A 6,167-nucleotide genomic window follows, 5' to 3' on the forward strand; every position below is an offset into this window, starting at 1 on the left:
TAAAAAAGGCTACCCCCTCATTCAAAAATTTATAATATTCAGATTTTATCATGCAAAATATTTCCGGACAATAGTACCTTTCTATTATATGAGAATTTATTCTAGTGCGTTTTACCTACATTCCGTTCCATAAATTTCTGGTTTTAATACTAAATTTCGGAAAATAATAAAAGAGGAGTAAAACAAGATCCACTGCTGGAGGAAGTAGATTTGGAACATACCTGGTTTTCCTTGATACCGTTTCTGATTGTCATTGGCATGTCTATTTGGATAAAAAACATCCTGCCTGGTCTGGTAGTCGGCCTTCTTGTTAGTTCCTTCCTTGTGTCTGCCCACTTTTTAGGAGGTTCCCATCAGGCCGTCACCTATATCGTGACAACCTTGTCGAATGAGACGAACATGAAAATTATCGTGTTTCTTTATTTATTTGGCGGCCTCGTAGGGATGATGAATATTTCCGGCGGGATTAAAGGTTTTTCCGAATGGATGGGAACAAAGATTAGAACGGAGCGGGGCCTGCTCGGGTTCATCTGGCTTACCCTCCCTTTTACCTTTATGATGCCAATGTTTCGAATCATGATGATTGGTCCAGTCGTCAAAGCTCTTGCGAAAAAAATAAACATTCCGAAGCAAAAGGTCGGACTGACCATGGATATTTCTACAGAATCCGTTATCGTCCTTTTACCCGTTGCCACGGCCTTTGTGGGATTCATGGTCTCGTTAGTTGAGGGCAGTATTAGAGGACTTCACATCGGCCAATCAGCGTATCAGATTTTTTTGCTGAGTATTTTGTTTGATTTTTTTGCGATTACGATGCTTGTCATTGGACTCATTCAAACCCTTTGGTCTCCTTCTAGAAAATCACAGGATACACGCTTAAATAATGAGCAGGAACTATTGGAAGAAGAGCATGAATTTCACCGGATGGGCATTAAAAGAGAATTATCTCTAGTCCAATCACAGCCATGGAATTTGATTTTTCCTGTCTTTTTACTTTTAGGACTTTCCTTGTTTCTTCTATGGAAAGACGGAACCTCTAAAGGGGCCAAAACCGTTTTCGACGCCTTTTCGAAAGCTGATGCCACCTTCGTCATGCTTCTAGCCGTCTTTATTACTCTAGTGTTATCCTTTGCTTTCTATATCTTAAGACGGCTTCCTTTAAATGAAATTTTGTACCATTTTTATGATGGCGGTAATCAAATGATGGAAGCCATCAGTATGCTTGTATTGATCTGGTCCTTGACACTTGCAGCCAATGACCTTGGATTTTCCACCTTTATCAGTTCAACATTAGGATCCTTTTTACCACCTTTTTTAACTCCAGCAACCATTTTTTTGCTAGGTTCCCTTACAGGATATTTTATTGGTTCATCATGGGGAACGTGGGGGCTGTTTATGCCATTAGGAATATCCTTGGCTTCGGCTACCGATGCTTCCATTCCGTTAACAGTCGGTGCGGTGTTTGCCAGTGGTGCATTTGGCGCTTTAGCATCCCCATTAGGCGATACGACGATTACGACAGCATCGATTCTCGATATGCCTCTTATCGATTATGCGCGCTATAAACTGAAGGTTTCTGCTTTGGGAGGAGTAATTGCTGTTGTTCTGTATCTTGTTTGTGGTTTCTTTATTTCTTGAAAATGATTCTCCATGCATGAATGGTTCACTCTGAATAGCTCAAACTAATTAGTAAAGGATATTTTAAGGAGTGAACTTCTTGAAGAAAATTAGTTTGGTTTCCGTCGTAATAGCTGCTGCCCTTTTAGGTTTGACTGGCTGTAATAATGATAAAGCATTAAACAACAGCAGAAACAATTTGGGAACAAACAATATTAACAATGGTTCTAATCAAAACTTGCGCGTATCAGCACGCGCTAGTAATAATGTGGAAAGCCTAAATGAAGTCGACCAGGCCCATGTCATTCTTCGGAATAATGATGCTTATGTTGCGGTCAGTTTAAAAAATAATACTGGCAATACAGGAACTGATGTAATTGGCACCAATGATGGTACGACTGGTACGAGAGATACCAGCACAAATAATGTAGATCGTACCAAGCTTGGAGGCCGGACGATTGGATCCGGCGATAATACCAATTATAAAAAAGCGGCCTCTCCTCTTGATAAAAAAATAGAAAGACAAGTACGTGATGCAGATCATTCCATTGACAATGTGTATATTTCGTACGATACTGCATTCTTTGGACAAATGACAAATTATACGAACGATTTACGCAACGGAACAAATAGAGACGGTGTTTGGAACGATTTTACGAATACGATTCATGGGGTTTTTCGATAAAACTGCCGAAATTTTATTCGGCAGTTTTACTTGATTTACCGTGGCCAGGTCCCTTACTGGTTTTTGGGGCAATGAAACTGTCTTTCATTTACCGGTGGGCTCTGTTTTTTGTAATTAGGGCAATGAAATGACTTTTTATTTACCGTGGAACTCTTTATTCCGGCATCTGGGGCAATGAAACACCCTTTCATTTACCGTTGAATCTCTTTTTTTGACTTCTGGGGCAATGAAATATCTTTTCATTTACCAGGGAATCTCTTTATCTTGCCTAACGGGCAATGAAATCACAGACTATTCCTACAAAAGGACTGCTTATCAAAAGAAATTCACCGCAATTGCTTCAGGCGATATACACACCAGTCACCTTCTTTAATTTGCACTAAATTTGGCTGCTGTCGACCTTCAGGAAGAACATATACACAAGCCTCAAAGTCTCCACTTTCGGTATGTACTGATTGCACAATTCTATTATAATAATTGTCTTCCCCTGGACCATAGTATTCTTCAAGCAGGTCCAGAGCCTGAAGTTCATCGTCATTCACTTGATATAGCTCACCAAATACCCAGTCTTGGCTGGACAAAACTAAATATGGATATCCGTTCCCAGAATCAAATAGGTCACCTTGTGTCCAACATTTATCTGCCAAACATTCAGCATTTTTAAGAAGATGGTGATTCCGCTCATACCTCCTTAACGTCCCATATACAAAAACCAAATACTTCTTCAAACTCAGCCCTCTCTTCTAACTAAAAGATTTGAATTTTCCATTATAACTGTTTTTACTTCAAAGCCATTTGGATTTTTAACTATTTCTTCTTTAGTAATAACATATCCGATAGATTCATATAAACGAACATTATCAGTTAAACTCGCCCTTACTTTACATACGGCCTTTGTTTTTCCTTGTTTATTTGCATAATATTCAAGCCACTTTAACATCGACTTCGCAATGCCCTTCCTTCTTGCATATGGCGGAACAGATACCCTTGAAAAATAAATGGAATCGTCTTGCAACATAAATCTTAAAGAACCAACAGGGACTTCGTCTAAAAAACATAAAATGAATCTCTCCGTACCATTTAGATAAGACTTTCTAAGAATATCAATTGGTTCATTAACTGCACTAGAAGGAACATCAAGATAACGATACTCCTCAAAGGCTTCCTTCATCAGTTGATGGGCAATAACAATTTCATCTTCATTTCCTATCCTAATTTCAATACCCATAATTATCGATTTTCCCCCCTAGTAATCTTTAACTCTTCCATCCTGTAAATGAGTTCATAAGAAAAACATTGAATCCTGATAATAGGGACAGAATTACTGTCCCCCTTAGCTTTATTTTTATTGGTTACTTGTTTTGATTTTTTTGTGCTTTTAATGCTTTCTTTGCAAGTCCACTCTCCCCAGCAAATTCTACATCCGCTTTAGGCATAGCATTATTATTTTTAAGTTGCTTATTCTTATTTTTCACCATTTTTTACCCCCCTTTAATTTTGTTTTCCCATGGATGCCCGATATTGGAATCCACGATTTTAGTTTGCTTTCTTTTTGGTTTGCTATGCTAAATGATGAATAAGTAAAACCGCTATGGAAGGTTAAAATTATACGAAAAACCTTCGGCGTAAGACGAAGGTTCAAGAAACTTGTTTATACTGTTTTTCAGTTAACTTGTTAAAAGGACGTATTTTTCTTCTAATGTCTTCTTTAAGAATAAAGCGACTTCGAGCATTCCGTATTTTCCAGCTTTTGCTTCTGCATCAGAATTATAGTTGGTGTTTGTATTAATATCGTAAGTAAAAATTTCACCTTCACCATTTTTGATGAACTCGATTCCAGCAACTTGAATATTATTGCCAACTAGAACCTTTTTATATTTTTCTAAGATTTCGTCCTCAAACCCTTCAATGATTTGGAACTTAGGTTTCTCTTCTACCTCTTCTCCTACCGGGCAGAATAAATCGCCAATTTGGCATGCGTCCGCTGGGCAAAGTTCAAATCCTTCCGAAGTATCAACCTTTACGGCATAAACAAAGTTTCCTCCTACAAACTCACAGCGGGTTATGTAGCTTTCAGGAGATTGAATGTATTCTTGAATAAGGGTAATGCCATCTACCGGTTCTTCGAAATTCGGTCCTTCTACATAAGCTTTTAATGCTTCTACACTATGGAATAATTGAACACCTAAGCCTTTACCGGCACGATTATGCTTCGTAATAAAGGGCTGTCCTGCAAATGCTTCGGCAGATTTTATAATGTTTTGTTTTCCAACTGCTGCAATCGTTTTTGGAGTCTTAACACCATACTTATTTAACTCTAAATATTGTAAAACCTTACTAACTTCTAACTTTAGAGCGCTTGTTCCATTTAACACCGTACGTCCATGTGCTTCAAGCCATGCTAATACTTGTCCAGAAAATTCAGCTGCAAAACGATGATCACGTGTATGAGAAGATGCACTCATTCGGCTATAAAAGATTCCTTCCGGCGGCTCTTTTGATAAATCTAACGATCCTTTGTCCAAATGCCATTCTTCATAAGGAACACCAATCTCCGCTAACCTTTTTGTTAAATGGACTGTCCACTCACTATTTTCATGTATCACATATACCTTGCTCATCTATAAGACCCCTCACTAATTCTTTATTAAACTACGTTTTTGTTCAACTAATGGCATAACCTGCTTTGCAAAGCGTTCCATTTCCTCTAATTGAGGTGAAAATTGCAATATCAATAAGTCTAAGCCAGCTTCTTCATATTGTAAAATTCGATCTGCAATTTGCTCAGGTGTTCCTACTAAGTTCGGACGTAGTCCGCGATTGGATACAGAGTAATCTTGTAATTGGATTTGTTGCTCTAAATGTGATTTGGTAGTGAAATCTTTAAAGCCGGCATAACCGCTTGTGTCTTTCACTGTCGTGATTTTTTCAAGCTCAGTTAGAGCCTCTTCTTCTGTATCACGGCAAATAACATATGCCGCCATGCCAAATGAACTAAATGGAGCATTGCCAGTTTGTTCACGGCGTGCTTTAATATCGGCTATTTTTCGATCAATCTCTTCAACTGTTCCACCGTGCATAACATAAGCATCACATTTTTCTGCAATGGTTTGCTTGCCTTTTTCACTTTCACCGCCTGCATAAAGAATCGGGTTTGGTCGTTGAACAGGTTTCGGTGCAAGCTTCGTATCCTTTAAATCGTAAAATTGACCAGAATAATTGAAGGTTTCTTCTGTCCATAAACCTTTTAGGACATCAATAAATTCTTCAGTACGAGCGTAACGCTCATCATGTTCTGTAAAAATACCCCCATATTGACGTGCTTCTTCTGCCCACCAAGCAGAAACAACGTTAAGCGTAAAACGCCCATTACTAATTTGATCAATATTTGCTGCCATTTTAGCCGCTATTGCAGGATTATGAAAACCAGGGCGAATCGCTGTCATAATTTCAATTTTTTCCGTCACTGCCGCAAGTGCCGCCGCTGTAGACCAAGCTTCAAGAGAATCATGCTCCGGTCCTTTAATATCATTTAAATATAATTCAGCTATTAAGGTAGTCGAGTATCCCCATTTTTCAGCAAATTGTATGACTTTCTTTGCATAATCAAAGGTTGGCGGCATATTTTCATTCTCAACATTACGTAACCAGCCCCCAAAAATCGGTAACCAAAAACCAAATTTCATATGTATTCTCCTCTACTATTCTAATTCTCTAGTTTTCCTATTATTTAAGTTGGATTTAACTATAAATTAAAAACTCTCCTCCTAAGAAGAGAGTTTTATTACCCTCTTCTCATCTTTCAAGCGATGTGCTTGATGGAATTGGCACAGTATTCATAAGAACCTGCTGCCGAGGCTTCAAA

General features: G+C 38.3%; 7 protein-coding genes. 2 read left to right on the forward strand and 5 right to left on the reverse strand.

The genetic code is table 11. The features are described 5' to 3' along the window. Window positions 1-210: 210 nt before the first annotated feature. Together V7161_RS24430 and V7161_RS24435 are read left to right on the forward strand one after the other, a co-directional pair. Window positions 211-1,638: a Na+/H+ antiporter NhaC family protein gene (locus V7161_RS24430; protein ID WP_335715417.1), complete on the forward strand. Its 1,428-nt coding sequence runs from the start codon at window positions 211-213 to the stop codon at window positions 1,636-1,638. Window positions 1,639-1,717: 79 nt separating this feature from the next. Further along, window positions 1,718-2,302, forward strand: coding sequence for a YhcN/YlaJ family sporulation lipoprotein (locus V7161_RS24435; RefSeq protein WP_335715418.1), 585 nt, complete (start codon window positions 1,718-1,720; stop codon window positions 2,300-2,302). A gap of 326 nt (window positions 2,303-2,628) precedes the next feature. Here the strand turns inward: V7161_RS24435 and V7161_RS24440 are convergent, their stop codons facing one another. The 5 genes from V7161_RS24440 to V7161_RS24460 all read right to left on the reverse strand — a co-directional run bounded on the left by V7161_RS24440 (window position 2,629) and on the right by V7161_RS24460 (window position 5,988). Next, entirely contained in the window at window positions 2,629-3,030 is a 402-nt protein-coding gene (locus tag V7161_RS24440) for a gamma-glutamylcyclotransferase family protein (RefSeq protein ID WP_335715419.1), read from the reverse strand. Between the two features lie 2 nt (window positions 3,031-3,032). After that, a complete protein-coding gene (locus V7161_RS24445) occupies window positions 3,033-3,530 on the reverse strand; it encodes a GNAT family N-acetyltransferase (protein WP_335715420.1) in 498 nt (165 codons plus the stop codon). A gap of 124 nt (window positions 3,531-3,654) precedes the next feature. Beyond that, window positions 3,655-3,780: a hypothetical protein gene (locus V7161_RS24450; protein ID WP_335715421.1), complete on the reverse strand. Its 126-nt coding sequence runs from the start codon at window positions 3,778-3,780 to the stop codon at window positions 3,655-3,657. 189 nt (window positions 3,781-3,969) lie between these two features. Beyond that, window positions 3,970-4,923 (reverse strand): ATP-grasp domain-containing protein, encoded by a 954-nt coding sequence (locus tag V7161_RS24455; RefSeq protein ID WP_335715422.1) that lies wholly within the window; start codon window positions 4,921-4,923, stop codon window positions 3,970-3,972. Window positions 4,924-4,938: 15 nt separating this feature from the next. After that, entirely contained in the window at window positions 4,939-5,988 is a 1,050-nt protein-coding gene (locus V7161_RS24460; RefSeq protein ID WP_335715423.1) for an LLM class flavin-dependent oxidoreductase, read from the reverse strand. Between the last annotated feature and the right edge of the window lie 179 nt (window positions 5,989-6,167).

It is taken from the genome of Neobacillus drentensis (genome assembly GCF_036965425.1).
Lineage (GTDB): Bacteria > Bacillota > Bacilli > Bacillales > Cytobacillaceae > Neobacillus > Neobacillus drentensis_F.

Coding starts and splice junctions, on each gene's coding strand:
- V7161_RS24455 (WP_335715422.1), bottom strand. CDS start 4,923: ATGAGCAAGGTATATGTGATACATGAAAATAGTGAGTGGACAGTCCAT.
- V7161_RS24445 (WP_335715420.1), bottom strand. CDS start 3,530: ATGGGTATTGAAATTAGGATAGGAAATGAAGATGAAATTGTTATTGCC.
- V7161_RS24460 (WP_335715423.1), bottom strand. CDS start 5,988: ATGAAATTTGGTTTTTGGTTACCGATTTTTGGGGGCTGGTTACGTAAT.
- V7161_RS24450 (WP_335715421.1), bottom strand. CDS start 3,780: ATGGTGAAAAATAAGAATAAGCAACTTAAAAATAATAATGCTATGCCT.